The following is a 25,371-nucleotide window of genomic DNA, read 5'->3' on the forward strand; positions in this document are numbered from 1 at the left end:
GCAACGGGCTGCCTGACGATGCCGCTCACGCGAGCTGACCCGCCAGCCAGGCCACGCCAGGGACAATGGCGGCAACGCGACCCTTCCCTTCGTCACCCATGAGCATCCCGTACATGGGCGTGAGCATCACGCCGGACTCCAAACAGCGCGCCGACACACCCGGCCAATGGTGGCCGCACGCCACCCTGCGTCACATGGGCCGCGGTGAGAACTGGCCTCCGATCAGCCACCCTCAAGCCTGCGCCAGCCAGGACGAAGCCGACGCCGTCGCCCTGAGACTGGCCAAACGCCACATCCGCGAGGCGTTGCACCAGGGCTGAGCAGGCACGGAAGGCCCGGGTGACGATTTCGGCGTCGTGGACAAAGCCCTGTACCGCATAAGCGGTAGCCTCCCAGTCTCCTCGGTGCCCGCCAGGCCGTCTCCAAGAACTGCTTCAGGATGGACCTGTCCGAACTCGGAACCTGGCTGAATCGTTCCGGGTGATGTTGACCCCGTGTTCCCAGCCCCGTCCCATTCGCAAGAAGGCCCTACCCTCAAAGATGGCGATAGTTCGGGGCCAGAGATTCAGGGAGCCTTCTCATGTCAGCCTTGGCGGGTACGGCGCATGCCCCACAGCCCGAGCAGGCTGGAAAGACACAGCAGCATCCAGGTGCTGAGTGTAGGTACGGGCGCGATCACAGGAAGCACAGCCGGCAGCACGGTGATGCTCACGGTGTATTCGCTGGTGCCCCCTCGACCGTCGCTCACGATGAAGCTGAAGCTGTCGGGGCCCTCGTAGCCCGACGTGGGCGTGTAGGTGTAGCTGCCGTCTGCATTGACCACGACTGCCCCGTGGGCAGGCTGGGTGGCGCCCTGGGCGTAGGTGATGGGGTCCCCATCGGGGTCTGTGGCCGCAGGCAAGGTGCTCGTCAGTGGCTGGTTGTTGGGGGTGCTGGCGGCGCCGTTTTGCGACACGGGCGGGGCATTGACAAGGGGAACGGGGCTGATGGTGATCTTGGCCGTGGCCTCACCAAACAAAGGGGTGCCGTTGATGAGATCAAGCGTCACGCCATCCACCACCAACTGCGACCAGCCCTGCGTGCCCACTGGAACGCCCCGCAGCTCCAGCAACTGGGTCGTGGACGTGGCGGTGAAGGTGTGCGTCACCAACTGCCAGGGCGCAGCGGTGCCTGCAGCGGGCGGCGTCAGTGTTGGGCTGTCCACGACGTCGTGGCCGAAAGTCGTCCGCACGAACCCCGACCGGTTGGGGTATTCGCCTTGGTTGGCGATGGTTTGGTAAAAGCGAAGCTGATACGTGGCGCCGATGATCAAACCAGACACGTTTTGCTGAATGACGCCGCTCGAGCCAAGTGGGTCATAGCCATTGCCTTGGATCATCACAAAGCGCCCCCCGTCGGGCGATGCGATGAACCGTTGGTTGAAGTCCGTGGTGTTCTCGTCCCCGAACCTTGCACCGATCGCTACCCAGCCATCAGTGGGCGATGGGGTGAAGTCGGTCTCAAACGACACGTTTTTGACCGAGGCACCGCGCTCAGAAATGCGGTAGGTGACCGTGTCTTCCAGCACTTGGCCCTGCGCCAAGCCCATCACGGCTGGGTTGGCGGTGTCCAGTTGGTAGGTGTAGCTGCCATCGGGGTTGAACACCCAGGCGCCGTAACTGCCGGTCAGTGCCGTGCCGGGCAAGACCGCCGTGCCATTCACGGTGGTGAACGTGAACGCATCGCCATTGGGATCGCTGTCGACGCCAAAGCCGTCGTCATCGGTCAGGAGGTTGCCGGTGACGAGGCTGCTGTGGTCGCTGAGGATGGCCTTGACGTTGTCTGTGGCCACAGGACTGGCGTTGACCGTGATCACGGACCGCGCCACGTTGGATGGGTTCACCCCGTCATTCACCACAAAACTGATGATGCGCGGGACCGGGCTGGGACTGGCTGCCGTCGCCTGAAATGTGAACCCCTTCAATGCACCAATGTATGCGGCGTGGCTGCCGGCCCCGGTAAAACTGACGGTCGGCCCGGCAGACACGCTGTAGGCAATGCCGTTGGCCATGCCCGAGCTGCCCGTCATCATGGGTGTGCCATTCAGCAGCAGCACATCACCGGCCTGCGGATTGGTGAAGACCACGGTGGCGCTCTGCAAAGTGGTGCCATCCGGATCGCGAACGCTGGCCTCAGGGCCCAGCAGGCCGATGGGCACACTGCCTTGGTCGTACCGTTCAGTCAGGTCACGCCCCGGCGAGGTGTCGCGAAACGCTTGTGCCGACACGTTGTCCAGTCGGAAGATGTCGGATGAGGCTGATTCGGGCGCGGTGTAGCTGAACTCCAGGTTGGCGTTGCTGGAAATCGTGGAGGGCAGCTCGAGCACCAACGTCGATGTGGTCCCTGCGGTCAGCGTGGTGAGGTTCCCCACGATGCCAGGAGCGTAGGTGACGGTGGCTGTGGTCCCCACGCCATTGGACGAGGCGATGGTGGCGTACGTTGTACCCCCCACATTGATGCGCAATACATTCTGAAAGCTGCTGGGACCTGCACCATCGGTCCACAGGATGTCTACCTGCACACGCACGCCGCCCAGCACACTGGGGCCCGATTGCCAACCATCGACATGAGGGGCATTCAGCCCGTGCGGCCCTGGGTTGTCGGGTGTTGGCAGGACATAGGTGGGCGTGGTGGTGGCTGCGCCACCATAGGTCCATTTGCCCGTTGCCGACCATGTGCTGGTGTTGGTGAAGTCGCCATTCTCGATCAGCGGATAGACCACATCGGCCGAGTTGAGGTCCAGCACAGGCGCCTGCTGGGCAGCTGCCCCAGCGCTCCAGGCTGTGGCAAGGCAACCCACGGCGAGCCACTGTAGGCAGACGAATGAATCACGCATGAAAAGCCTCACCCAATTGTCAATGAATGAAAAAATATAACCCAAGGGAGCTGACCAAAAACGCATTCGCCATTGCCCAGCAATCGGTCTCCAGACCGGTGCTTCACACAGCAGTGCAGGTGAATTGCCCCTTGAAGTCCCTCGAAAACCTGGACCGCCCGGAAGTAGAGAATTCCCCCAGCAGGAGTCTCTACGTGAAGAAATCCAGATTCAGCGAAGCCCAGATAGTGGGCATCCTCAAAGAAGTTGAGATGGGTGCCAAGGTCAGTGAGGCGTGCAGAAAGCACGGCATCAGCGAACCGACGTACGACAAGTGGAAAAGCCAGTTCGCGGGCATGACGGTGTCTCACCTGGCGCAGCTTCGCCAACTGCAGGACGAGAACGCCAAGCTCAAGCGCATGTACGCTGACCTGGCGCTGATGCACCACGCGCTCAAAGATGTCGTTGATCGAAAGCTCTGACCCCGGAGCGTCGCGAGATGGTCGTTCAAACCCTCGTGGGTGAGCATGGCATGAGCGAGCGACGTGCTTGCCAGGCCAGCGGCATCGCCCGCTCCGCCCTGCGCTATCGGGCTGTTACATGGCGCTCAACCGAACCGGCTGCCCGCGCGCATCAAACAGTCACTGCAGGCCGCTGGCCAACGCAACCAGGGCTGGCGCTGCGACTTCATGGCCGATGCGCATGGCCCCGCCCAGCACCTGCCGCGACATGCTCAGCAAGTTCAGCGTGCGGCCACCTCTGTGCTGTCGGCCCACGAGCGGAATTTGGCCTCGGTGACGTGGCCCCACTCCAGCGCCCAGTCGATGGTCTTGCCCAGCAAGCGATAGTCGGGCGCGGTGGACAGGCGCAGTGTGTTGCCGACGATGTTGTCGCGCAGCGTCTGCATGCCGCCGGCCATGATGCCGTTGTTGCGGTCCAGATCGCGCGAGCGGGCAGTGAGGCTGCGCAGGTCGGGCAGCAGATCGGCGTCGGCACTGCCGGCGACCGAGTTCCAGTCCATCAGCGACAGGTCTTGCGCCGACGCCCCGTCGTACGCAGCCATGGCCGACGCCGCAGGGGCGGCGCGCAGGCGCTGGGAGCGGGTGCGCAAACAAAAACGCCATTGCTACATCAAGAGTAGCAATGGCGCTAAGTGCCCGAAGGCTTAAAACTGGTGGGCCCTGAGTGACTCGAACACTCGACCTACGGATTAAGAGTCCGCTGCTCTACCAACTGAGCTAAGAGCCCTTTGCGGTGCAGATCAATTGCTGCATCGATCAAAGAAGCTGAGAGTATAGCACCGTTTTTGGGTTGTGCGCAAATCACTCAACTTTTTTCGCACACGCCATCGCCAGATCGCGAGAGGCCCCGCGCTCACGCCTTGGCGGGCGCCTGCCGATACGGCTCTTCAAAGGCGATGAAATCGTGTTCGCTCAGCGCGTCGCGCACCCAGGCCTGCACGCCGGGCTGCTGCTGCACGGCCTGCACATAGCCCCGCAGGTCGTCCGGCACGGGAACGCCGTAGCTCAGCAGGCGCATCACCACCGGCGCGTAGAACGCGTCGGCCACGCTGAAGGCGCCGAACAGCAAGGGGCCGCCGGAGCGCTCGAGCAGACTGCGCCACAAGCCGAACAAGCGCGCCAGGTCGGCGCGCAGGCGTTCGTCGCTGGCCAGCAGGCGCGCGCCCACCTCGGGCAACTGCGCTTCGATGTTCATGGGCAAGGCGCTGCGCAGGCCGCCAAAACCGCTGTGCATTTGGGCCACGGCGCTGCGCGCCTGGGCGCGTGCGGCGGACTCGGCCGGCCACAGCTGCCGGTCGGGAAACTGCTCGGCCAGGTATTCGCAGATGGCCAGCGTGTCGGCGATGACCAGCGGGCCGTCGATGAGCACCGGCACACAGCCGGCGGGATGAATGGCCGTGATGGCGCGCTTGAAGGCCGAGTCGGGCTCGAACCCATCGAAGCGCAGCTTGCGCTCGGTGAACGGGATGGCGGCCTGCGTCAGCACCACCCAGGGGCGCATGGACCAGGACGAGTAGTTCTTGTTGCCGATGACCAGCTCAAGCATGACGTGACTCCTTCTGAACCCCTCATTGTGGCAGCTTGCCCTGAGGCTCCATCAAAAGCAGTATGCCCCGGTTTCCGTTCATGATTAAACGGCAACCGGGGCATACTGCCCTTCACGCAGGCCAACAGCCGGCGTCTGTCACGCCTTGCTCAGCAGGTCGGCACGGGCCTGGGCGGCGGCGAAGTCGAGGTCACCCGAGTAGATCGCGCGGCCGCAGATCACGCCTTCGATGCCTTCCGACTCGGCTGCGCACAGCGCCTCGATGTCGGCCATGTTCGACAGACCGCCCGAGGCGATCACGGGGATGGGCAAGGCCTGGGCCAGGCGGATCGTGGCCTCCATGTTGATGCCCGACAGCATGCCATCGCGGCCGATGTCGGTGTAGATGATGGACTCGACGCCCCAGTCGGCAAAGCGCTGGGCCAGCTCCACCACCTCGTGGCCGGTCAGCTTGCTCCAGCCATCGGTGGCCACCTTGCCGTCCTTGGCGTCCAGACCCACGATGATGTGGCCAGCGAACGCGGTGCAGGCGTCCTTGAGGAAACCGGGGTTCTTCACGGCCGCGGTGCCAATGATGACGTACTCGATGCCGGCGTCGATGTACTGCTCGATGGTGTCCAGGTCGCGGATGCCGCCGCCGAGCTGCACCGGGATCTCGCTGCCGACTTCCTTCAAGATGGCCTTGATGGCGGGCAGATTCTGCGGCTTGCCGGCAAAGGCCCCGTTCAGGTCCACCAGGTGCAGGCGACGCGCGCCCTTGTCCAGCCAGTGTGCGGCCATGTCAGCAGGGGCCTCGCTGAAGGTGGTCGCTTGGTCCATGTCGCCTTGTTTGAGGCGAACACAATGGCCGTCTTTGAGGTCAATGGCGGGAATCAACAGCATGATGTGGCAGGGGCCAAGGCAGCAAAAAGGCCCGAAGGAAGGGGTGGCAAGTCAGACGCCGTGCGCCGCAGAGGGCGGCCAGGCGCCTACGGATTCCAGTGCAGGAAGTTGCGGTACAGGGCCAGGCCTTGTGCCGCGCTTTTCTCGGGGTGGAACTGGGTGGCGAAAACATTATCACGCGCAACCGCAGCCGTGAACCAGCCGCCGTAATCCGCCTCGCCCACGCTTTGCGCGGCGTCAAGGGGCTGGGCGAAATAGCTGTGCACGAAGTAGAACCAGCTGTGGTCGGGCACCTGGCCCCACACGGCATGCGGGCGCGACTGGCGCACGCGGTTCCAGCCCATCTGCGGCACCTTGTAGCGGCTGCCGTCGGGCTGGGTGCGGCCGGCCAGGTCGAAACGCTTGACCTGACCGCGGATCAGGCCCAACCCCGGCGTGTCGCCCTCTTCCGAATGGTCGAGCAGCATCTGCATGCCGACACAGACACCGAACAGCGGCTTGTTGGCGGCGGCGTCCAGCACCGACTCGAGCAGGCCGGAGCGGCGCAGCTCGGCCATGCAATCGGGCATGGCCCCCTGCCCGGGCAGCACCACGCGGTGGGCGTCGCGCACGGCCTGGGCCTGGTCGGTGATGACCACGGACACCCCCGTGTCCTGGGCCGCATGCAGAACCGCCTGCGCCACCGAGCGCAGGTTGCCCATGCCGTAGTCGACCACGGCCACGGTCTTGTTCACACTGGAATTCATAGCTGGATTCGCTTGCACCAAGCGAGGCAAGGGCAGGAAGCGGTTGGTTTAAAGCACACCCTTGGTGGAGGGGATGACGCCGGCGGCACGCGGGTCGATCTCGAGCGCCACGCGCAGCGCGCGGGCAAAGGCCTTGAAGATGGTTTCGCACTGGTGGTGCGCGTTCATGCCCTTGAGGTTGTCGATGTGCACGGTGGCGCCGGCATGGTTCACAAAACCCTGGAAAAACTCGAAGGCCAGTTGGGTGTCGAAGGCGCCGACCATGCCGGCCGTGAACTGCACATCCATGTGCAGGCCGGGCCGACCCGAGAGGTCGATCACCACCCGCGACAGGGCTTCATCCAGAGGCACGTAAGCATGGCCATAGCGTCGCAGGCCCTTTTTGTCGCCCACTGCCTGAGCCAGCGCCTGCCCGATGCTGATGCCCACGTCCTCCACCGTGTGGTGGCCATCGATGTGCAGGTCGCCCTCGCACTGCACGTCCAGGTCGATCAGGCCATGGCGCGCGATCTGGTCGAGCATGTGGTCGAAAAAGCCGATGCCGGTGGCGAGCCTGGCCTGGCCGGTGCCGTCCAGGTTCAGGCTGACGGTGATGCGGGTCTCCGCCGTGTTGCGGGAAATCGTTGCGGTGCGCGGGGCGTTCATAAACTCGTTTGCAAGGCGGCCAGCATGCGCCGGTTGTCGTCCGGTGTGCCCACCGTCAGGCGCAGGCACTGCGCCAGCAGAGGGTGCATTGTAGAAACGTTCTTGATCAGGATGCCCTGGGCGCGCAAGCCATCGAAGGTTTTTTGCGCATCGGGCACCCGGATCAGCACCATGTTGCCCTCGCTGGGAAACACGGTCACGTCGGGGAGGGTCGCAAGGGTCTGCAGCAGCTCGTCGCGCGAGGCGCGGATGGCTTGCGCCTGACGCGCGAAGGTGTCGGCATGGTCCAGCGCGAACTGCGCGCACTCGGCGTTCAGGCTGCTCACGTTGTAAGGCGGGCGCACCTTGTCAAGCTCGGCGATCAGCGCGGCGGGTCCCAGGGCATAGCCCAGGCGCGCCCCGGCCAGGCCGAACTTGCTCAGCGTGCGCAGCACCAGCACGTGGGCGTTGGCCGCGGGGTTGGCGCGGGCCTCGTCGAGCCAGCTGTGCGCGGCGAACGGCTGGTAGGCCTCGTCCACCACCACCAGGCCCTGCCCGGCCTGCGCGGCGATCACGGCCCGCACCGCCTCGGCCGCCCACAGGTTGGCCGTGGGGTTGTTGGGGTAGGCGAGGTAGACCAGCGCCGGGCGGTGCGTCGCGATGGCGGCCCGCATGGCCGGCACATCGAGCGAGAAATCGGCGTTCAGCGGCACGCCCTGAAAACCCAGGCCGGCCAGCCGGGCGCTCACCCCGTACATGACGAAACCGGGCTCTGGCGCCAACACCTGGGCGTCCGGCCGGGCGCAGGCCACGGCCAGGAGCGAGATCAGCTCGTCCGACCCATTGCCCAGCACCACGCCCCACCCCGCCGGCAGCCCCGTCCATTGGCCCAGGCGGTCGCGCAGCGCCTGCGCATCGGCCCCGGGATAGCGGTTCAGGGCCACGCGCCCCAGGCGCCGGCCCAGCTCGTCCCGCAAGAGGGGCGGCAAGGGGTATGGGTTCTCCATCGCATCCAGCTTGAGCAGGCTGGCCGCGTCCTGCACCGCATAGGCCTGCGTGGCTCGCACATCGGGGCGGATGCGCGCCAGCGCCGCCTCGGTGGCGAGCACCGGTTCAGTGGGGGGCAAGGCCGCGACCGTGCCAACGGCGGGAGACGTCATCGCAGGCGGTCCAGCCACTGAGCCGGTGACACACGGGCCGGGTTCAGCACGTGCACGCCGGCCAGCGTGGCGTCGACCAAGGTGGCACCGGCGCCCTCCGGCGCATCGGGCGACACGCCCACCCATGCGGTCGGCGAGCTGCCGGCCACAGCGTCTGTGCCAGCCCCGCGGCGGTCACCCGTGCCCTGCATCAGCGCACCCAGCGACACCGACAGCAGCCAGGCACACCCGCTGTGCTGGGCCGCGGCCACCGTCAAACACGCCGAAAACGGCAGACCCAGCCGGGCCTGCACCGCCCAGGCGCTTTCCAGCGTGGCGGCGTCCAGGGCCCAGGCCGTCCAGGTCTGGTAGCGGCGAATGGCGGCTCGCGCATCGCCCTGCGGCAGGGGTCGGGACGCCTGCTGCGTGCAGGCGTCGTAAAAGCGCACCAGCTCGTCCTGGCTCACGCGGCCTGCGCGCGCAGCCCACAGCGCGTCCAGCCACGCCACGCAGGCGGCCTGCAGGGCCGGTTCGTGCGCGTTCTCGGCCGCCACCAGCACACTGGCGTCCACAAACACAGGGGCAGTCACGGCCATCATGTCATTGACCAGCAGTATTGCCCAGTTCCCGTTCATCGATGAACGGAGATTGCCGCATACTGCCCTTCAAGATGGCTGCAGTCGACTCACCGGCCTGCCAGTCGCGCGCCTCGTTGCGCCAGGACTGGTGGGCGCGCGCGTAGGCGTCCTCCCGTCGCTGCAAATCGGCCAGCACCTCGCCCACCATGCGCGACACGCTGGTGCCGCGCCGCGCCGCCTCCACGCGTGCCCAGTCGAGCACGGCGTCGTCCACGGTGATGGTGAGGTTCTTCATGGTGCGCATGGTACACGAACTTCGTGTTGCACGAAGTTCGTGTCGCTAGTTGAACACTCTGGTTTGCACGCCCCGCTTGGATCCGGGCCCGCGCAACGCCGCATGAGTCGTATCCAGCGTGAAACAGCAGCAGGGTGCAGATCCGGACAACCGCGACGCCGCGGTGCTTCGCCAACTTACGAACGGTGTGCCTTGCCGGTCGTGCCCATGAACCGCATGAACCTACCTGGGCACGGCAGCGGCAGCTGCGCACCGGCGCTCGTTTCAAGCCCGGGGTCATGGTCGACCCCGCACCTTCGCCAGGCCTGCCCTCTGGCCGAGCAACTCAGCGCCTGGGCTTGCCGCTGATGCCTTTGGACGCGGCCACCGGTGGGCTGATCAGGGCTTCGCGCACGCTGGGCCCGCCCACCCAGCGCTTGATCATCAGGCCCAGCATGCCCCCGGCCGCGATCACGGCCCAGAACACCCAGCCCTGCACGTCTTCGATGCCGCTGTGCAGGTTCATGCCCAGCGCGGCCCCGATCGCCATGAGGGGAAAGGTCAGCGCGGCGATGACGTTGAGCTTGCGCTGCGCCAGCGTCACCTCCTGCGTGGCGCGCGTCTGTTCCTCGGCCGCCAGCGCCAGCCGGTAATCCAGCTCCATGCGCGTGTCGGCCAGCAGCAGCTCGAACCCGCGTGAAATCTCCACCGCCCGGTCGCGCTGGTCGATCAGGCCCTGGTCGTCGGGCGCGGCATCGCGCGCGGCCTGCAGTGCCGCCTGCATGTTGGACGCCGCACGCGCCAGCGGGATGCAGGGCCCGATGATGGTGAACAGCTCCGACGCCGTCTGCGCCCGCTCATGGCGGGCCTCCAGCTGCTCCAGGATCTTGACGTAATCGTCCAGCAAACGCATGAGCTCGCGCTGGCCGCCATCCTGCCCCTCGTACATCCACCGCGCCGCGTTGCCCTCGGCGGGCAGGCGCAGGAACACCTCGTGGTCGCGCGGCTGCCCGGGCCGCGGCGGCGCGTGCAGGATGAGCAGCACCTGGCCATCGGCGGCAATCGCCCGCTGCGCACCGTAGCTGCTGCCCAGGCGCCGCTCGATCTCGGGCGACATGGGCCAGTTGTAATGGGGACGCTTGTTCACCAAAAGACTCCTCCTCGCCTGCGTGGGCGCGATGCGGGCGGCGACCGAGCCGCCGCTTGCGCGCATTGTGGCCTGCGCGAACCGGGGTTGTGCGCCACCCGCCACACACAAATTGTTGCGCCCAGGCGCCAGCGCGAAGCCCCAAAGTGCGTGAAGCGTGTCGCGGGTCGCCCCATGCACGGCACAATGGCCCGATTGCCGCCCGAAGCAGCTCGATTGGCCGGCCGGAGTCAATCCCCCAAGAGGAGAGAAGATGAAAAGAATTGCAACCGTTGCCGCCTTGATGGGCCTGGTGCTGTCCGGCGCCGCGCTGGCCGAAGACGCCCAGAATTCCGACCTCGTGTTCCCCAATTCCCCCCAAAAACCCGATGCGGGCGAATTCAACCCCGTGGGCACGCCCATCAAGGTGCGCCCCAAGCGCGTGGTGATTCCGCCGCCCATCCCCTTTCCCGAGCCCCCGCGCGTCCACCGCGAACGCCAGCCCGTGATGTGGGTGACCGAACCCATGTCGCCCGCACCGGCCCCGCGCACACGGCGCGCAGACCGCAACTGAGCGGCAGCCGAACACCCCTCTGCGCGGCTCAGCCCGGTCCGTCAGCTGGCCTGTGCCAGCGCAGCCCAAGCACCGGCCCGGTCGATGCCGGGTCTCGCGTCACGGCCATGCGGCGCTCAACCAATGGGCAATGTGGGGTATGACCGCCTTCCCGTTTTCAAACCATCGGAAAATCACGGATACTGCCAACACCGGCCACGGTGTCCGCCTCCATCGACATGGACAACCACCCCTTCGCCAGCGCCAAGGCAGTCAGGGCTAGCCGAGCGCAGTGGTGATGGGCGGACGCACCTTGCAATCGTTGCAGGCCTGACGCAGATGGACAAGCTGGGCGATTGCGATGCAGGACATGCCCGCGCACCTGCACGACCTGGCGCACGCCATGCAGATCAGCACCCACGCTGCGCCGACTCGCCTACGCGAAACCCTGACGGCCTGATGACCGCCACGCTGGAGGAGAACGCCTTGCTGCGCTACCCTCGGGCCCACCGCCGTTTTGCCCGAGGTTCCATGCCGATCCGTTTCCGCACCTGCGTTGCTTGGCTGTCAGCCGTGCTGGCCAGCGCCGCCGTGGCCCAAGTGCCCGAAGACATCCAGCGCTTCGCCCTCGCGGCGGCGAACGCGCGCGACGTGTTCGCCAAACCCTTCGCCGTCATCGACAAGCCGCGCGCCCGCCTGTGGGTCTTCGACGAACGCGGCCAACTCATGCGGGACAGCGCGGTGCTGGTGGGCGCTGCGGCCGGTGACGTGGCCCCGGACGACATCGGCACCCGCCCCCTGTCCCAGGTGAAGCCGCACGAGAAAATCACGCCCGCGGGCCGCTTCGTGACCGAACCCGGCCGCAACACCAAAGGCGAAGACGTGATCTGGATCGACTACGACTCGGCCGTCTCCATGCACCGCGTGCGCAATGTGCCACGCGAGAACCGCACCCAGCGCCTGGCCACGCCCACGGTGAGCGACAACCGCATCTCCTTCGGCTGCGTGAACATCCCCGTGGCGTTTTACGAACAGGTGCTGATGCCGCACTTCGGCAAACAGACCGGCGTGGTCTACGTGCTGCCCGAGTCGCAGACGCGCGAGGCGCTCTACCCCTTTTTGCGCGACAGCCTCTGACACCGAGAGGGACGACATCGAGCCACCAGGCTCAGCGCGTGACGGCCGGCCTGCTCAACGCCCCAAGCACCAGGGCGCATGAGCGACCGGGCAGCCCCGAGCCGTTCCCGGCTGCATCACAACGCGTCCAGTTGACCGGTTTGGTGGCGTGAGCAACGGCCCCCCTTGACATGGGCGCGGCCGCAGGGCAGAGATGGCCTTCAACCCGATGGCATCGCGTACCCGGCAACGGGTACGGCGGCGTCTGAATTTCAAGGCATCAGCCAAAGGAGTATGGCCTCGTTCCCATTGTTCAATGAACGGAAGTGAGGCCATACCCCATCAAGAAAGGCGCCCTGCTTCATCACCCATCAGAACTTCACGCGCAGCGTCAGCATCACGTTGCGCGGATCGCCGTAGTAGTTGCTGATGCCGGTGGCGGCGTACTTCTTGAAGTAGACCTTGTCGAACAGGTTGTTGATGTTCAGCTGCACCGAGTAGGTGTCGTTCACCTTGTAGCCGACCATGGCGTTGTAGACGGCGTAGCCGCCCTGGCGCGCCGTCACGGCGCCCGAGCGCGCGTAGCCGTCGCTGTAGGCATTCACGCCGCCGCCGATCGTCAAACCTTGCAGGGCGCCGCTGAAGCGGTAGCTGGTGAACAGGCGCAGGGCATGGCGCGGGTCGATGGAGCGCAGGGGCTGGTCGACGTTGCCCGCGTTGCTGTCGCGCAGGTATTTGGTGCGGGTGTTGGTGTAGCCGCCCATCACCTGCCAGCCCGGCAGGATTTCGCCCGACAGGTCGACCTCGAAGCCCTGGCTGCGCGTCTTGCCGTCTGCCACGTAGCAGGAGGCTGTCGGGTCCCAGCAGCCGCTGGGCGAGACCGCGGCCTCGACGGCCTTGCCGACGTTGTTCACGCGGAACAGCGCCAGCGAGCCGTTGAGCTTGCCATCGAAGAACTCCCCCTTGATGCCCGCTTCGAAGTCCTTGCCCGTCACGGGCTGCAGGACGCCACCGTCCACGCCCTTGCTGTTCTGCGGCGCAAAGATCTCAGTGTAGCTGGCGTAGACGCTGAGCTGCTCGTTCAGGTCATAGATGGCGCCCACATAGGGCGTGAACTGGCGACCGGGCTTGTAGCTGTTGGCGGGGTTCACGCTGGAGTTCACCGAATACCAGCTCAGGCGCCCCCCCACCATCAGCGTCAGCGGGTCGGTCACCGAAAAACGCGCCGTCGTGAAGATGCCCTGCTGGCGCGTGTCCACGGGCTTGGACGAGCCGTTCGACACGTAGGTCGGCGCGGGGTAGCTGTGGGGGTCCCAGTTGCGGATGTCGTCGACCACGACCGGGTTCATGTTGCCCTGGCCATGGCTGTCGTAGGCCTTATTGCGCAGCGCGTCCACGCCCACCACCAGGCGGTGGCGGCGGCCAAACAGCGAGAACGGCCCTTCGGCCACGGCACCCAGGGCGTACTGGTCGTTCTTGGCGCCCTCGTACACCGACTGCGTGACCGTCATCTGGTACGGGTTGGTGGTGCTGGTGCGGGTGAAGTACGACTGGCGGAAGTCGTCGAGCCGGTAGGTGGTGTAGGCGCCGGAGACCTTCAGCGTCCAGTCGTTGTCGAAGCGGTGTTCGACCTCGCCGAACGCCTGCTGGTTGGTGCGGTTCCAGGCATTCCAAGCGGCGCCCAGGTACAGGTTGCGCGGCAGGTTCAGCGAACTGCCGTCGAAGTTGCGCGGGATGTTGCCCCACGAACCGCTGGCGTCCAGGTCGGTGTGCTGGAAGCTCACCGTGGCGGTGGTGCGCGGCGTCAGGTCGGCCTGCAGCACGCCGTAGAACACCTTGCGGTCTTCCTGCTTCACATCCTGGAAGAAGTCCTTCTTGTCGGTCACGGCCACCATGCGGCCACGCAGCGTGCCCGCGGCATTGAGCGGGCCGGACAGGTCGAGTTCGGTGCGCTTGCGGTCCCAGGAGCCGAGCGACAGGCCCACAGAACCTTCGAAGGTCTTGGACGTGGGGCGCTTGCGAACCATGTTCACGGTGGCCGACGGGTTGCCCGAGCCGCGCAGCATGCCCGAAGCGCCGCGCAGCACCTCGATGCGGTCGAGCACGGCCGTGTCGGGCTGGGCGAATGCCGAACCCGAGAAGCTGAAGCTCAAGCCGTCGACCTGCAGGCTGTCGATGGCGTGGCCACGCGAAAAATACGTCACGCGCTCGCTGTCGGTGTAGTCCACGCTCACGCCCGGCGTGTTCTGCAGCACGTCGTGCAAATCGGGCAGCACGCGCTCATCGAGGTACTCGCGCGTCACCACCGTCACGGGCTGGGGGATGCTGCGGATGGACTTCACGCCCTTGAACACCGACACGTTGGACGTGGTCAGCGAGCCCGACTTCTCGGTGGCAGGGTCGCTGGTGGCGCGCACGGTGACGGACGGCAGGGTCTGGCCCGCCTCGGCGCCGGGGCTGGCCTGCCCCTCCACCGACTGAGCGTGGGCAAGCGGATAGGCCAGCGCCAGGGCAGAACACAGCACGGACAGGGGACGAACGGACGAAGCAAGTCGGGACAAGGACATGGTGAGGAGGTGACGCAAAGAAAAGGCCCGGCTGACCGGGCCCTGGTGCGGCCTGCGGGGCGGCAAGCGCAACAAATGAATGAGAATCGTTATCAATCATAACAAGCATCCGCGATGGCCACGGCTGGCCTGTTGCTGCGTCACAACAAGCGCCGCCCTGGGGCCGCCTGCGCCGCTCCCGTGCTGACAGCGCCAAGCGCCGGGCTCCTACAGGGCGACGGGTTTCCTTCGCCCCACGTCACGGGCAGGCCACGCTTCACACTGAGCGGGCGACTGTGCAGTGAGGGGTCGCACCTGATCGAGACCACAAGGAGCCACCATGACAACAAGCCTTTCCGTCACCGCCGCTTTGATCAGCTTGGCCTTCTCGGGCGCCGCCCTGGCCATGGACGCCCAGAACTCCGACGACGTCATGCCCAATTCGCCCCAGAAGCCTGACGCGGGCGAATTCAACCCGGTGCCGGGACCCATGCCTCCTCCTCTGCCCCCCGTCATGGCTCCGCCGCCGCCAGCCCCCATGCCGGCTCCGGCGCCGGTCATGGCGCCCCCCCCGCCCCCGCCGCCGCCCCCACCCGTCATGCCGCCGCCCCGTGCCCCGCGCGCCGACCGCAACTGACGCGCGCGAGCGAGCCGCGCCGTCACGCGGCTGGCGCGCAACAAGCCCGGCTTGGCGCCTGCGTGTGCGGGCTCACAGGGCGCCGGCGCGCTGGCTTCACGTCGAAGCCAGCTCACTGGGGCGGCGTGGCGCGTCCCCAAGGCGTCCGCCTGAGGCGGGACGCCCTCCTCGTCACAACTGGCCGGCTTTCTGGCGGGCGATGGCCGCGGCCACGCCTTGACCATAGGCCGGATCGGCCTGGGTGCAATGCGCGATGTGTTTGTGCACGATGGCGTCCGACACGCCGGCGATCGCACGCGCCGTGTTCTCGAACAGCAGCTGCTGCTTTTCGGGCGTCAGCAGCCGGAACAGGTCGCCCGGCTGGGTGAAGTAATCGGCGTCGTCCTCGCGGTAGTTCCAACGGTCCGCGTCCCCATACAGCTTCTCGACCGGCTCGGCGAACTCGGGCTGCTCGGCCCACTCGCCTTCGCGGTTGGGCTCGTGCGCCAGCGTGCGGCCGTAGTTGCCATCGACCCGCATGGCACCGTCGCGGTGGTAGGCGTGGTAGGGGCACTGGGGCGCGTTCACCGGGATCTGGTGGTGGTTCACCCCCAGGCGATAGCGCGCGGCATCGGCGTACGAGAACAGGCGCGACTGCAGCATGCGGTCCGGCGACGGGCCGATGCCGGGCACAAAATTGCTCGGCGCAAACGAGGCCTGCTCGACATCGGCAAAGTAGTTGTCCGGGTTGCGGTTCAACTCCATGACGCCCACTTCAATCAGTGGAAAGTCCTTCTTGCTCCAGACCTTGGTGAGGTCGAAGGGGTGGAAGCGGTAGGTCTGCGCCTGCGCCTCGGTCATGATCTGCACGCACAGCGTCCACCGCGGGAACTCCCCCCGGTCGATGGCTTCCAGCAGGTCGCGCTGGCTGCTTTCGCGATCCCCCGCGACCACCGCTGCGGCTTCGGCGTCGCTCAGGTTCTCGATGCCCTGCTGGCACACCCAGTGGAACTTGACGTAGTGGCGCACCCCCTCGCGGTTGATCAGCGAGTAGGTGTGGGAGCCAAAGCCGTGCATGTGCCGGTAGCCCCGCGGGATGCCGCGGTCGCTCATCACGATGGTGATCTGGTGCAGGGCTTCGGGCAGGCCGGTCCAGAAGTCCCAGTTGTTCTCGGCGCTGCGCAGGTTGGTGTAGGGGTCACGCTTCACAGCCTTGTTCAGGTCGGGGAACTTGAGCGGATCGCGGAAGAAGAACACCGGCGTGTTGTTGCCCACCAGGTCCCAGTTGCCCTCTTCGGTGTACAGCTTGACGGCAAAGCCGCGGATGTCCCGCTCGGCATCGGCCGCACCCCGCTCGCCGGCCACGGTCGAAAAGCGCGCAAACAGCGGCGTCTGCTTGCCGACCTCGGCGAACACCTTGGCGCGCGTGTAGGCCGTGATGTCGCCCGTCACCGTGAAGGTGCCGAAGGCGCCCGAGCCCTTGGCGTGCATGCGGCGCTCGGGAATCACCTCGCGGGCGAAGTGGGCGAGCTTTTCCAGGTGCCACAGGTCCTGCAGCAGCATGGGCCCGCGCGGGCCCGCCGTCATCGAATCCTGGTTGTTCGGCACCGGGGCGCCAGCGGCGGTGGTGAGTTTCTTGCTCATGGGTCTCTCCTGTCGTCGTGGGAACAGTCTTTTACTGTATCCAATCGATCAGCTCATGACCATTGGTTATATCTATTTGAGAGATTGGCCAGCGGCATCAATACATACATTCTTGAATGTATAAAGCGGACTTCCCCGAGCGCGCGCATGCGGGCTCGACCACACACAAGGATTGGCATGCATTTCGACATCGTGATCGTGGGCGGCGGCGCCGGCGGGCTGGAACTGGCCGCCCGGCTGGGCCGACAGCTGGGCAAGCGGCAAGGCCGTGAACGCGTGCTGCTGATCGACAAGTTTTCCTTCCACATCTGGAAGCCCACGCTGCACGAGGTGGCAGCGGGCACGCTGGACGCCCACCAGGAAGGCCTTTCTTACACCGTGCTGGCCCGGCGCAACCACTTCAGCTTCACCCTGGGTGAGCTGACGGCGCTGGACACCGAGCGTCAAAGCCTCACCCTCGCGCCACTGTGCAACGACCGCGGCGAAGAAATCGTGCCCGAGCGCACGGTCAGCTACCAGCGGCTGGTGCTGGCGCTCGGCAGCGGCTCCAACGCCTTCGGCACGCCCGGCATCGAACACGCCTACCTGCTCGAAAACGTGCGCGATGCGCAGCGCTTTCACGCCGACTGGCTCCATGCCTGCGCCCACGCGGCCTTTGCCGACAGCCACGCGCTGTCGGTCGCCATCGTCGGCGCCGGCGCCACCGGCGTCGAACTCTCGGCCGAGCTGCTCGAAGCCCACGCCGAGCTGCAGGACAGCATGAGCACCAACCAGCGCTTCCGGCTCGACATCCAGCTGCTCGAAGGCGGCGACCGCATCCTGGGCGGGCTGCCGCCGCGCATTTCGGAGCAAGCCACACTGGCCCTGCAGCGCCGGCAGGTGCAGGTGCTGACCAGCACCCGCGTGCTGGCCCTGCACCCCGGCCGGCTCGAGACCACGGCCGGCGACATCCCGGCCGACCTCATCGTCTGGGCGGCCGGCATCAAGGCCGCCGACACCAACGCCCGGCTGGGCCTGACGGTGAACCGGCTCAACCAGTTCGTGGTCGACGACCACCTGCGCACCTCGGCCAGCCACGTGCTGGCCCTGGGCGACTGCGCCGCCTGCCCCTGGGAAGACGGCAAAACGGTGCCCGCACGCGCCCAGGCCGCCCACCAGCAAGCCAGCTACCTCGCCAAGGTGCTGCACGCCTTCCTGCAGCAAGGCGAGCACAGCGCCCCGTTCGTCTACCGCGACTTCGGCTCGCTCGTGTCGCTGGGCGACAACGCCGGCGTTGGCAACCTCATGGGTGGCCTCAGCGGCCGCAACTTCTTCGTGCAGGGCCTGCTCGCCAAGTGGATGTACATGTCGCTGCACCTGAACCACCACCGCGCCATCCTGGGCACCACCAAGACCGTGGTGCTGGCGCTCGCGCGGCTGCTGCAAACGCGCGTGTCGGGGCGCCTGAAGCTGCATTGAACCGAGATTCATGGGTATGGCTTCACAAGCCACATTTTAAAAACGAGAAGTCACCTATACCCATGCTCATCGATCTGGCCGATTCTTGGCCAATGGCAAACGGCCTGACACAGCGCCGCTTCGCCAGCGGGACGGCACCGGCCTGCAGCACCACCGGCCTGCATGCCCTGCCTAGCCCGAGCCGCGCAAGATCTTCTGCACCAGCTCGGCCGTGGTGGCGGCGCCGTACTTGCGCATCAGGCGGGCACGGTGGATTTCGACCGTGCGGTGGCTGATGCCCAGCGCGCGGCCGATTTCCTTGGACGTGAGGCCGTCGAGCAGGCGCGCCGCCACCTCGCGCTCGCGGCTGGTCAACTCGGCCTTCACGGGCTGGCGCGCGCCCAGGTCCTCGAAGCTCCAGATGCCGGCCGCATGTGGATCGGCCCGATCCAGCGCGCGCCCCGTCACGTGGCACCAGAAGCTCTCGCCCGTGGCGCGGCGCATCACGCGCTGGTCGGACCAGCGGCCGCGCGCACCCAGCACGGGCAGCATGCGCTCGCCCTGGCGCACGTACTCGTCGTGGCTGGGGTACAACAGCATGAACGATTGACCGATCATCAGTTCGTGCGAATACCCAAAGATTTCGCAGGCCGCCTCGTTGCAGTCGACCATGATGCGCTGGCGCGAGATCACCAGGCCCACGGGCGCCAGCGCAAACGCCAGGCGAAAGTCGGTGGGCGAGCCCAGCGACAACGCAGGCGGGCGCTCGGCGCTGAGCTCGGCGTGCACATCGGGCGTGCCGGACACGGACGACGCCGAACGCTGTCGGCCAAGCGCGCGGGCGCTGTCGTGGGTGGCGGTGCGCTGATCCGAGGGGCTGCCATCGCGCGCGCGCCGCTGGGGCAGCGCCAGGCTCGGTGAGCTGGACACCGCGTCGCCATCGGGCTCGGCAGGCAGACCCGGCGGCCCGCCCTGGACCGGGAGCGTCCTGCCCTCGGGCCGGGCCACAGACCGAGGCTGACGGGGGAGCGATGGCGGGCGGGGCATGCGACGATCTTACGAAAAACTACCTATGCGCTTACGTAGTATCGTGCGCCATCCCCATCAGCCAGGAGACCCGTGTGAACAAGATTTACCCCAGTGCGGCCAAGGCGCTTGAAGGCGTGGCCGCCGATGGCCAGCTCATCGCCGTGGGCGGCTTTGGCCTGTGCGGCATTCCCGAAGCCTTGATCGAGGCGCTCAAGGATTCGGGGGTGAAAAACCTCACCGCCATCTCGAACAACGCCGGGGTCGACGGCTTTGGCCTGGGCAAGCTGCTGGAGACGCGCCAGATCAAGAAGATGATCGCCAGCTACGTGGGCGAGAACAAGGAATTCGAGCGCCAGTACCTGGCCGGCGAGCTGGAGCTGGAGTTCACGCCCCAGGGCACGCTGGCCGAAAAGCTGCGCGCGGGCGGCGCCGGCATCCCCGCCTTCTTCACCAAGACCGGCGTGGGCACGCTGGTAGCCGAGGGCAAGGAGCTGCGCGAGTTCGACGGCGAAACCTACGTGATGGAGCGCTCGCTGGTGCCGGCGCTGTCGCTGGTCAAGGCCCAACGCGCCGACAAGAGCGGCAACCTGCAGTTCAACCTGACGGCCCGCAACTTCAACCCCGCCGTGGCCATGGCCGGCCAGGTGTGCGTGGTCGAGGTCGAGGAGATCGTCGAGACCGGCGAGCTCGCGCCCGACGAGATCCACCTGCCCGGCATCTACGTGCACCGCATCGTGCTGAACGCCACGCCGGAAAAGCGCATCGAAAAGCGCACCGTGCGCGAAGCCTGATTCCATCGACAGAAGAGTATGGCCGTGTCACTGTTGAACAAAAAACGGCAACACCCGCATACTGCCAAACACCATTGAACTGGAGGCACACATGCCCTGGACGCAAGATCAAATGGCCGCGCGCGCGGCGCAAGAGCTGGAAGACGGCTTCTACGTCAACCTCGGCATCGGCATTCCCACGCTGGTGGCCAACCACACGGGCGACAAGGAAGTCTGGCTGCAGTCGGAAAACGGCATGCTGGGCATCGGCCCCTTCCCCACCGAGGGCGAGGTCAATGCCGACCTCATCAACGCCGGCAAGCAGACCGTGACGACCATCCCCGGCTCGTCCATCTTCAGCTCGGACCAGTCCTTCGCCATGATCCGCGGCGGCAAGATCAACCTCTCCATCCTGGGCGCCATGCAGGTGTCCGAAAAGGGCGACCTGGCCAACTGGATGATCCCCGGCAAGATGGTCAAAGGCATGGGCGGCGCCATGGACCTGGTGGCCGGCGTCAAGCGCGTCATCGTGCTGATGGAACACGTGGCCAAGAAGAAGGACGGCGGCTTCGACCTCAAGATCCTGCCCAGCTGCACGCTGCCGCTGACCGGCGTGGGCGTGGTCGACCGCATCATCACCGACCTGGGCGTGTTCGACGTCACCGACGCCGGCCTGAAGGTGGTCGAGCTGGCGCCCGAGGTCAGCCTGGACGACGCCCAGGCCAAGACGGGTGTGACGCTGCTGCGCTGAAGCGGCGCGCGGCCGGCCCGCACGGACTGGCCCGTGTGCGGCGTCCCAGCGTGTCATGCGCGTCGGCATCCAGGCAGAGCGCCTCGCGCGTCCTGACGCCTGGATGGGTGGGCCGCGCTTTGGGTGCATGCCGCTGCGGTGCCACCCCTCGCCGGACAACCGGCCGGTGGACACCGAGCCTCGCCAGGTGTTCGAGCGCCCCGCGCAGCACCTGGTCCCTTGCTGGGTGCACGGGGTGAGCAAGCGTCTGGCCACTGCGTACCGCTGCGCCACTGACGGAGCGCCTGGCAGGTCGGATGCCCGGTCGCTCACTTTCAGGCAGTATCAGCCGATTTCCGATAATTAATCATCGGAAATCTCCACATACCCCAATCACCCCTCACCATGACCACCCTGCCGCCGTCCGCCCCCACGGTCGCTGCACCTGAGGCGACACCCGCCCGCGCGCTGCGCAGCGTCTGGTTCGTGCGCCACGGCGAAAGCACGGCCAATGCCGGCGGCATGACCCTGGCCCACGCCGACATCCCGCTGACCGAACGCGGCCTGCGCCACGCGCAGGCCCTGGTCGACTGGCTGCCGGCCACCCCGGGGCAGCTGCTGTGTTCGCCGTTTCACCGGGCCCGGCAAACGGCCCAGCCCTATGCCACGCGGGTGCGCATGGCGCCCACGCCGCACACGCTGCTGCACGAGTTCGACGCCATCGACCCCGCCCTGCTGGCCGGCATGGACGGCAGCCAGCGCCGCCCGGTGGCCGACGCCTTCTGGGCCCGGGGCAACGCCCACGAGCGCATGGGCCAGGCCGCGGAAACCTTCGCCGAGTTCGCGGGCCGCGTGCACACCTTCATGCTCACCACGCTGCCCGGCCTGCCCGACCAGTCGGTGGCCTTCGGCCACGGCCAGTGGATGGGCATGCTGGCCTGGCTGCTGCTGGGCTTCGAGCCGCTGGCCGACGGCGGCATGGCGCGCTTTCGCCGGTTCACGCAGGGCCTGCCCATGCCCAACGGCGCCATCTACATCGCGCAGGAGCTGGCGCCCGGCCAATGGCGGCTGCAGGCCCATGCGCCTGCCATGCACGGCCTGGCGGCACTGGGCTGACGGGCGCCTACTCAAGTCCAGCATGCGTCGATGACGTCGCCCGAAGCCGACAACCGCTATCGCCACCCCACGACAGGGCGCTGGGGCCAAGCGCTGGCGGCCGCCATGAACCACGGCGGCTGGGCCCGCGCACGGCGGGCGGTCATGGCTCGCCTGCCCTTCATGACCCTGGCCAGCGACGTGCACGACGTGGTCTACCTGAACTGGCTGGTGCCCGTGGCAGCGGCGCAGTCGCTGGCCCCCCCGGGCCTGACGCTGTGGCAGCAAGGCGGCTGGACGCCCTTCACCGTGCTGAGCTACCGCCACCGGCACTTCGGCCCTGCCGCGCTGGGCCCGCTGCGGCGGCTGTGTCCCTCGCCGCGGCAAAGCAACTGGCGCCTGTACCTGGCGGATTTGGAATCCGACTCAGCCCGGCCCCACTCCGCCGAACCTCATCTGGCACTGGACCCGATGGTTGCGGCACCTGTCGGGGCGGACGTGACAACGACTGACCCGGCCGGGCCTCACCGGACGGAAGCCCGTCGGGCTGGAAGCCCTCTCGCCAAGCCTGGCCGCGCCGACGCTGATGCCGCTGGACGCGACCCCGCGGGCCTGGCCGCCGCCGGGCCTGGCGGTGCGGAGCCAACGGCACCCGTGACGCACACCGTGCTGTTCCTGAAAAACGTCATGGACAGCCTGCCCTTCACGCTGGCCACGCGCCTGTTCAGCGACGCCCTGCCCACCCATTTGCCGCAGTCCTTCACGCACCAGCGCGTGGGCCATCGCATCGCCACGACCATCGCGCCGGGTCGGGGCAGCGCGCCGGCACTGAACGCGGCGGTTGAGCTGACGGCGACCCGGCAGTTCGCGCCAGAGGCTGCCCTGTTTGCCCAGGTGTTCGGCAGCTGGGACCAGGCCGTGCGCATGTTGGCCTGCCAGGACGCGGCCATCACCGCTGTGCCCACCGCGGGCACCACGCCAGCCCCGCTGGCCTGGGCCGCCATCGACCTGCCCATTGCGCTGCCGCAGGTGGTGCCGGCCCTGCCCGTCGCGCCGGTGCAGTGCGCGCTGCTGGCCGCGTTTGCGCAGGCCGTCGGGCCGTTTTGCTTCGTCGTCGAACAGGTGCCGTTCCGGGTCCTGTCCGAGCGGGTGCTGCCACGCTGAAGCTGGTAGCGCTTGCACGACAATCGCGCCATGAACAAGGCCCAGATCGAGCACTTCTTCGCCACCCTGCAGGCAGCCAACCCCGAACCCGCGAGCGAGCTGGAATACACCAGCGTGTTCGAGCTGCTGGCGGCCGTGCTGCTGTCGGCCCAGGCCACCGACGTGGGCGTGAACAAGGCCACGCGCAAGCTCTTTCCGGTGGCAAACACCCCCGCGAAAGTGCTCGCGCTGGGGCAGGCGGGGCTGGAGGCGCACATCCAGACCATCGGCCTGTTCCGCAGCAAGGCCAAGCACCTGCTGGCCACCTGCCGCATCCTGATCGAGCAGCACGGCGGCCAGGTGCCGCGCACGCGCGAGGCGCTGGAAGCCCTGCCCGGCGTGGGCCGCAAAACGGCCAACGTGGTGCTGAACGTGGCCTTTGGCGAGCCCACCATGGCGGTCGACACCCACATCTTCCGCGTGAGCAACCGCACCGGCCTGGCACCCGGCAAGACCCCGCTGGCGGTGGAGCTGAAGCTGCTGCAGCGCGTGCCCAAGGCCTACATGACGCACGCCCACCACTGGCTGATCCTGCATGGCCGCTACATCTGCCAGGCGCGCAAGCCCCGCTGCTGGGAGTGCGCGGTGGCGGCGGATTGCGACTTTTCGCCCAAGACGCCCAAGCCTTGATGGGGCAGTATCCCGTCATTCTCGATGATGCAGAAACGAGAAGAACGGCATACTGCATGTATGGATTCCCCCGTCGCGGCAAGGTGCCAGCGAATGCTGGCCTGCATCACCTGGGGCCGGCAGGGCTCCGCCGCGCCATCCCTCAGCCCGGCTGCGCACCGGGGACGAGGCTGCGCCGCCACCTGGCGACGCTGCCGGGCTGCGCGGCCTGAGCCTGCGCTCGCCCAGACGCTGGCGCGGCCGTGCATGCGGTGGGTACCCTGCGCGCGGGGTCAGGCGCTTTGCGCCACGCGGCGCTTCTCATCAGGCCCGCTGCGCTTCACGCGGATGTGATGCAGGCCCTGCACCTCGCCGCGCTGGGCTTCAACCATGGCGCATGCGGTTGGGCCCCCCACCCTGTCCCACCGCGAGCACCAGGCTGGTGTAGGCCGACAGGTCGTGACGCAGGCGTCGCCCGTCAATCCAGCCAGGACCAGCGCGGCAGTTCGTCGGCGCGCAGGTTCGCCACCACGGTCTCGCCCAGCTGCTTGTCGAGGTGCAGCGGCAGGTAACCGGACTCGGGCGCGGCGGCTTCCAGCGCGGCCAGCAGCCGGTTGGCATGGCTGACCACGACCACCTGCGTTTGCGCGGCCGCACGTGCGATGAGCCGGCCCAGCGCGGGCAACAGGTCGGGGTGCAAGCTGGTCTCGGGCTCGTTCAGCACCAGCAGCGGAGGCGGCCGGGGCGTGAGCAGCGCCGCCACCCAGAGCAGGTAGCGCAGCGTGCCGTCCGACAGCTCCGCCATCTGCAGCGGCCGCAGCAGGCCGGGCTGGCGCATCTGCAGCGCAAAGCGCTCGCCCTGCAGCTCGGCCGTCACCGTGGCGCCCGCAAACGCATCGTCCACGGCCTCGGCCAGGGCGTCGTGGTCGCCAATGGCGTGGATGCTGGCCCAGGCCGCCGCCAGGTCGGCGCCATCGGCCGCCAGCACGGGCGTGAAGCTGCCCAGGCGCGGCTGGCGCGCGGGTGCGTCGGCGTCCGAGCGAAAGTGATCGTAAAAGCGCCAGCGCCGCAGGTGCTCGCGCACCGTCAGCATCTCGGGCGCCGACCGGGGGTCTGCGTGCTCGGTCATCATGCTGGCCCAGCCCGGCACGGGCCGGTCGACGCGGGCCCAGCCCCGGCCGGCCTCGTCGCGCACGCGCAGGTTGGGGCCCTCGCGCTGCACCAGCAGGCTGGCCGCTCGCGGCTGCGGGCCCGCCCACACGGCCTCGTGCTTGATCTCGGGGTCGCGCTCGAACACCTTGGGCACGCTGCTGGGGGCGGCCGAGCCCAGCGCAATCGCATAGCCAAAACCGTCGTCGTCCGCGGCGAAGCCCAGCTTCATGCGCGTGGGCTTGCCCCCCACGGTGCCCTGCACCGGCACCTCGCCGCGCTTCATGCGGGCGCTGACCACGCCAGGCCCGGCCCACAAGGCCGAATCCAGCCCGCCTTCGCGCACCAGCGACGACACCACGCCTCCGCTGGCGATGTCGGCCAGCAGGCGCAGCGCTTTGTACACGCTGCTTTTGCCGCTGCCGTTCGGGCCGGTGATGACGGTGAGCTGTTCGAGCGGCAGCACCAGCTCACGCAGCGAGCGGTAGTTGGCGATGGCAAGGGTGGTGATCATGGGCAAAGGGGCAAGGCGCCGACAGGCCGACAGCCTACTCGACGCGTGCCTGTGCCGTCAGCGGGCGCAT

At 67.4% G+C, this 25,371-nt stretch carries 25 protein-coding genes and 1 tRNA gene; 11 read left to right on the forward strand and 15 right to left on the reverse strand.

The window, feature by feature from the left end; translation table 11 throughout:
• Positions 1-98: 98 nt before the first annotated feature.
• Positions 99-320, forward strand: a complete 222-nt coding sequence (locus CCO03_RS14550) for a hypothetical protein (RefSeq protein ID WP_157667700.1) — start codon at positions 99-101, stop codon at positions 318-320.
• Positions 321-583: 263 nt separating this feature from the next.
• On the opposite strand, the gene CCO03_RS14555 is transcribed toward CCO03_RS14550, so the two are convergent.
• Positions 584-2,875 carry an IPTL-CTERM sorting domain-containing protein gene (locus CCO03_RS14555; RefSeq protein ID WP_157667701.1) on the reverse strand — a complete coding sequence of 764 codons (2,292 nt, stop codon included), beginning with the start codon at positions 2,873-2,875 and terminating at the stop codon, positions 584-586.
• Between the two features lie 26 nt (positions 2,876-2,901).
• On the opposite strand from CCO03_RS14555, the gene CCO03_RS14560 reads away from it, so the two are divergent.
• Entirely contained in the window at positions 2,902-3,336 is a 435-nt protein-coding gene (locus CCO03_RS14560) for a transposase (protein ID WP_087284738.1), read from the forward strand.
• A gap of 260 nt (positions 3,337-3,596) precedes the next feature.
• On the opposite strand, the gene CCO03_RS14565 is transcribed toward CCO03_RS14560, so the two are convergent.
• From CCO03_RS14565 to CCO03_RS14610, 10 genes are all read right to left on the reverse strand, one after another.
• Positions 3,597-3,965: a phage portal protein gene (locus CCO03_RS14565; RefSeq protein WP_236903854.1), complete on the reverse strand. Its 369-nt coding sequence runs from the start codon at positions 3,963-3,965 to the stop codon at positions 3,597-3,599.
• A 61-nt stretch (positions 3,966-4,026) separates the two neighbouring features.
• A tRNA-Lys gene (locus CCO03_RS14570) sits at positions 4,027-4,102 on the reverse strand.
• 126 nt (positions 4,103-4,228) lie between these two features.
• Positions 4,229-4,921, reverse strand: a complete 693-nt coding sequence (locus CCO03_RS14575) for a glutathione S-transferase family protein (RefSeq protein WP_087282205.1) — start codon at positions 4,919-4,921, stop codon at positions 4,229-4,231.
• 138 nt (positions 4,922-5,059) lie between these two features.
• Entirely contained in the window at positions 5,060-5,803 is a 744-nt protein-coding gene (gene hisA / locus CCO03_RS14580) for a 1-(5-phosphoribosyl)-5-[(5-phosphoribosylamino)methylideneamino]imidazole-4-carboxamide isomerase (RefSeq protein WP_087282208.1), read from the reverse strand.
• Between the two features lie 86 nt (positions 5,804-5,889).
• Entirely contained in the window at positions 5,890-6,549 is a 660-nt protein-coding gene (gene hisH / locus CCO03_RS14585; protein ID WP_087282210.1) for an imidazole glycerol phosphate synthase subunit HisH, read from the reverse strand.
• Between the two features lie 48 nt (positions 6,550-6,597).
• Positions 6,598-7,194, reverse strand: coding sequence for an imidazoleglycerol-phosphate dehydratase HisB (gene hisB / locus CCO03_RS14590; protein ID WP_087282212.1), 597 nt, complete (start codon positions 7,192-7,194; stop codon positions 6,598-6,600).
• Positions 7,191-8,300: a histidinol-phosphate transaminase gene (gene hisC / locus CCO03_RS14595; RefSeq protein ID WP_418236028.1), complete on the reverse strand. Its 1,110-nt coding sequence runs from the start codon at positions 8,298-8,300 to the stop codon at positions 7,191-7,193. The genes hisB and hisC overlap by 4 nt, the downstream gene beginning before the upstream one ends.
• Positions 8,301-8,329: 29 nt before the next feature.
• Positions 8,330-8,902: a PIN domain-containing protein gene (locus tag CCO03_RS14600; RefSeq protein ID WP_157667702.1), complete on the reverse strand. Its 573-nt coding sequence runs from the start codon at positions 8,900-8,902 to the stop codon at positions 8,330-8,332.
• Positions 8,903-8,912: 10 nt separating this feature from the next.
• Entirely contained in the window at positions 8,913-9,185 is a 273-nt protein-coding gene (locus CCO03_RS14605) for a hypothetical protein (protein WP_157667703.1), read from the reverse strand.
• Positions 9,186-9,510: 325 nt separating this feature from the next.
• Entirely contained in the window at positions 9,511-10,311 is an 801-nt protein-coding gene (locus tag CCO03_RS14610) for a hypothetical protein (RefSeq protein ID WP_236903856.1), read from the reverse strand.
• A 253-nt stretch (positions 10,312-10,564) separates the two neighbouring features.
• Here CCO03_RS14610 and CCO03_RS14615 point away from each other — a divergent pair, with 253 nt between their 5' ends.
• Positions 10,565-10,864: a hypothetical protein gene (locus tag CCO03_RS14615; RefSeq protein ID WP_157667704.1), complete on the forward strand. Its 300-nt coding sequence runs from the start codon at positions 10,565-10,567 to the stop codon at positions 10,862-10,864.
• A 510-nt stretch (positions 10,865-11,374) separates the two neighbouring features.
• Complete coding sequence (locus CCO03_RS14620; RefSeq protein WP_157667705.1) at positions 11,375-11,980, forward strand: L,D-transpeptidase; 606 nt, start codon at positions 11,375-11,377, stop codon at positions 11,978-11,980.
• Between the two features lie 350 nt (positions 11,981-12,330).
• On the opposite strand, the gene CCO03_RS14625 is transcribed toward CCO03_RS14620, so the two are convergent.
• Positions 12,331-14,526, reverse strand: coding sequence for a TonB-dependent siderophore receptor (locus CCO03_RS14625; RefSeq protein WP_087282225.1), 2,196 nt, complete (start codon positions 14,524-14,526; stop codon positions 12,331-12,333).
• A 319-nt stretch (positions 14,527-14,845) separates the two neighbouring features.
• Here CCO03_RS14625 and CCO03_RS14630 point away from each other — a divergent pair, with 319 nt between their 5' ends.
• On the forward strand, positions 14,846-15,142 hold the full coding sequence (locus CCO03_RS14630; RefSeq protein WP_157667706.1) for a hypothetical protein: 297 nt from the start codon (positions 14,846-14,848) through the stop codon (positions 15,140-15,142).
• 171 nt (positions 15,143-15,313) lie between these two features.
• Here CCO03_RS14630 and CCO03_RS14635 read toward each other — a convergent pair whose 3' ends face one another.
• On the reverse strand, positions 15,314-16,765 hold the full coding sequence (locus tag CCO03_RS14635) for a catalase (protein WP_087282229.1): 1,452 nt from the start codon (positions 16,763-16,765) through the stop codon (positions 15,314-15,316).
• A gap of 177 nt (positions 16,766-16,942) precedes the next feature.
• Between CCO03_RS14635 and CCO03_RS14640 the strand changes: the two genes are divergently transcribed.
• A complete protein-coding gene (locus tag CCO03_RS14640) occupies positions 16,943-18,223 on the forward strand; it encodes an NAD(P)/FAD-dependent oxidoreductase (RefSeq protein ID WP_087282231.1) in 1,281 nt (426 codons plus the stop codon).
• Between the two features lie 171 nt (positions 18,224-18,394).
• On the opposite strand, the gene CCO03_RS20500 is transcribed toward CCO03_RS14640, so the two are convergent.
• Positions 18,395-18,949, reverse strand: a complete 555-nt coding sequence (locus CCO03_RS20500; protein WP_236904149.1) for a PAS and helix-turn-helix domain-containing protein — start codon at positions 18,947-18,949, stop codon at positions 18,395-18,397.
• Between the two features lie 374 nt (positions 18,950-19,323).
• On the opposite strand from CCO03_RS20500, the gene CCO03_RS14650 reads away from it, so the two are divergent.
• From CCO03_RS14650 to nth, 5 genes are all read left to right on the forward strand, one after another.
• Entirely contained in the window at positions 19,324-20,022 is a 699-nt protein-coding gene (locus CCO03_RS14650) for a CoA transferase subunit A (protein ID WP_087282235.1), read from the forward strand.
• Between the two features lie 91 nt (positions 20,023-20,113).
• Positions 20,114-20,752 carry a 3-oxoacid CoA-transferase subunit B gene (locus CCO03_RS14655; RefSeq protein ID WP_087282237.1) on the forward strand — a complete coding sequence of 213 codons (639 nt, stop codon included), beginning with the start codon at positions 20,114-20,116 and terminating at the stop codon, positions 20,750-20,752.
• Between the two features lie 384 nt (positions 20,753-21,136).
• Entirely contained in the window at positions 21,137-21,847 is a 711-nt protein-coding gene (locus CCO03_RS14660) for a histidine phosphatase family protein (RefSeq protein ID WP_087282239.1), read from the forward strand.
• A gap of 30 nt (positions 21,848-21,877) precedes the next feature.
• Positions 21,878-22,990: a hypothetical protein gene (locus CCO03_RS14665; protein ID WP_087282241.1), complete on the forward strand. Its 1,113-nt coding sequence runs from the start codon at positions 21,878-21,880 to the stop codon at positions 22,988-22,990.
• A gap of 30 nt (positions 22,991-23,020) precedes the next feature.
• A complete protein-coding gene (gene nth, locus CCO03_RS14670) occupies positions 23,021-23,659 on the forward strand; it encodes an endonuclease III (protein WP_087282244.1) in 639 nt (212 codons plus the stop codon).
• A 457-nt stretch (positions 23,660-24,116) separates the two neighbouring features.
• Here nth and CCO03_RS14675 read toward each other — a convergent pair whose 3' ends face one another.
• Positions 24,117-25,307, reverse strand: a complete 1,191-nt coding sequence (locus tag CCO03_RS14675) for an AAA family ATPase (protein WP_205690311.1) — start codon at positions 25,305-25,307, stop codon at positions 24,117-24,119.
• Positions 25,308-25,371 lie beyond the last annotated feature (64 nt).

This window comes from Comamonas serinivorans (assembly GCF_002158865.1).
Lineage (GTDB): Bacteria > Pseudomonadota > Gammaproteobacteria > Burkholderiales > Burkholderiaceae_C > Comamonas_E > Comamonas_E serinivorans.